The following is a 1,446-nucleotide window of genomic DNA, read 5'->3' on the forward strand; positions in this document are numbered from 1 at the left end:
AGAGAAATTCAGACAGGCCATCAAGGATTTCTTCGACAATATCGGAAACTATAAAGAAGAGTTGGAGTCACTTCTAACTCTCAAATTTCGTTTGTGTAATTCGCAAACCATTTCTTTTTAACTATAAACAAGTAATATTTATGAAACGAATTTTGTTATGTTTGATTTCGGTAATTCTGTTACCCTTATCTTATAGCTGCACCCTACTACGGGCACAAACATTGCATGCTATTATTTTTGCAGACACAAATGATCCTAACATTGGAATTTTTGACAAACAGGATTATATAAACATGACCATGGAGGTCAGCACGATTGCGTCTGCTACCGGCATGAAACTAAACAAGCATTTTTTCTCGGGAGAGAACTGTTCAAAAGCTCAACTGATAAAAGTACTTGACGGTCTTAACACTAATAATGATGACGTTATTATATTTTATTATTCCGGACATGGTACACGTTCATTAAATGACAGATCAGAATATCCCCAGATGTGTTTAGGCAGCCGCCGTGAAAGTGAATTCTTTCCTTTGGAATCAGTTCTAAATAAGCTGAAAGCGCAAAATGCACGACTAAAGATTGTTTTGGGGGATTGCTGCAATTCGATTTCTCCCGGTGTGACGTCAAAAGAATCAGCATCAAAAGGCTTTACAGTTCTTACGAAAGGTCCTGTCAATACATACACAAACCTTTTCATGAACTATAAAGGTTTTATAATTGCTTCAGGAAGCAAAAAAGGCGAAAACTCTATTACCTTATCTTACAATGACGGTTCACCAGCTGGAGGTGCTTTTACAATTTACTTTCTTAGTGCCTTACAAGCCGTTGTAAAGCAAGGACTCGATGCGGACTGGAATACAATATTCGGAGCAGCAACAGACATTACAAAAGAAAAGGCAAAACATACACCAGTAGTTTGTGTATCTACAATCCCTACAGAAACGGTCCATACGGTACAAGCCCCAGAAAATACGGCAACAGGAAACGCTGATAGCGAAGACATTACTGCAATTGATTTGCTTACCGCTATTGGCAACGAGGAATTTAAAGAAAGTGCCCGTATTGAGGTTATGCAGGCAGCCTTGCCCGACCTTTTTGCCACACCTAATGTCAAAGTGGAATCTGTAGGACGTAACGGAACAACAATCGTATCTACGGAAACCGCAAGTGACTTTATGCTTAGGCTATGCACTGCTCATAACCTCGTAAATCTGGTTGAACTAGAAAGTAAAATAGACAATGCAGGTAAGTATACTTACCTTAAGATACATGAAATATATAAAGATTATAAATAAAAAAGTTATGAAAAAGCTATTTACATTAATGAATGTCCGCATGTTCCCAAATTAGCAAAGTTTAAACCGCCAAGATGTCCGATAGGCGTGTATTGGAACACTTTATGCTTGATGCGAGATGTATGGACAATAAAAACGTATATGATATGAC

1 protein-coding gene is annotated in these 1,446 nt (G+C 37.9%); it reads left to right on the forward strand.

All coding sequences use genetic code 11. The features are described 5' to 3' along the window. Positions 1 to 140: 140 nt before the first annotated feature. Positions 141 to 1,295 carry a caspase family protein gene (locus tag EJL04_RS16260; RefSeq protein WP_125105678.1) on the forward strand — a complete coding sequence of 385 codons (1,155 nt, stop codon included), beginning with the start codon at positions 141 to 143 and terminating at the stop codon, positions 1,293 to 1,295. Positions 1,296 to 1,446 lie beyond the last annotated feature (151 nt).

The organism is Prevotella marseillensis, assembly GCF_900625065.1.
Lineage (GTDB): Bacteria > Bacteroidota > Bacteroidia > Bacteroidales > Bacteroidaceae > Prevotella > Prevotella rara.

Bases quoted from the DNA above. Each gene is read 5' to 3' on its own strand.
- EJL04_RS16260 (WP_125105678.1), top strand. From the start codon at position 141: ATGAAACGAATTTTGTTATGTTTGATTTCGGTAATTCTGTTACCCTTA.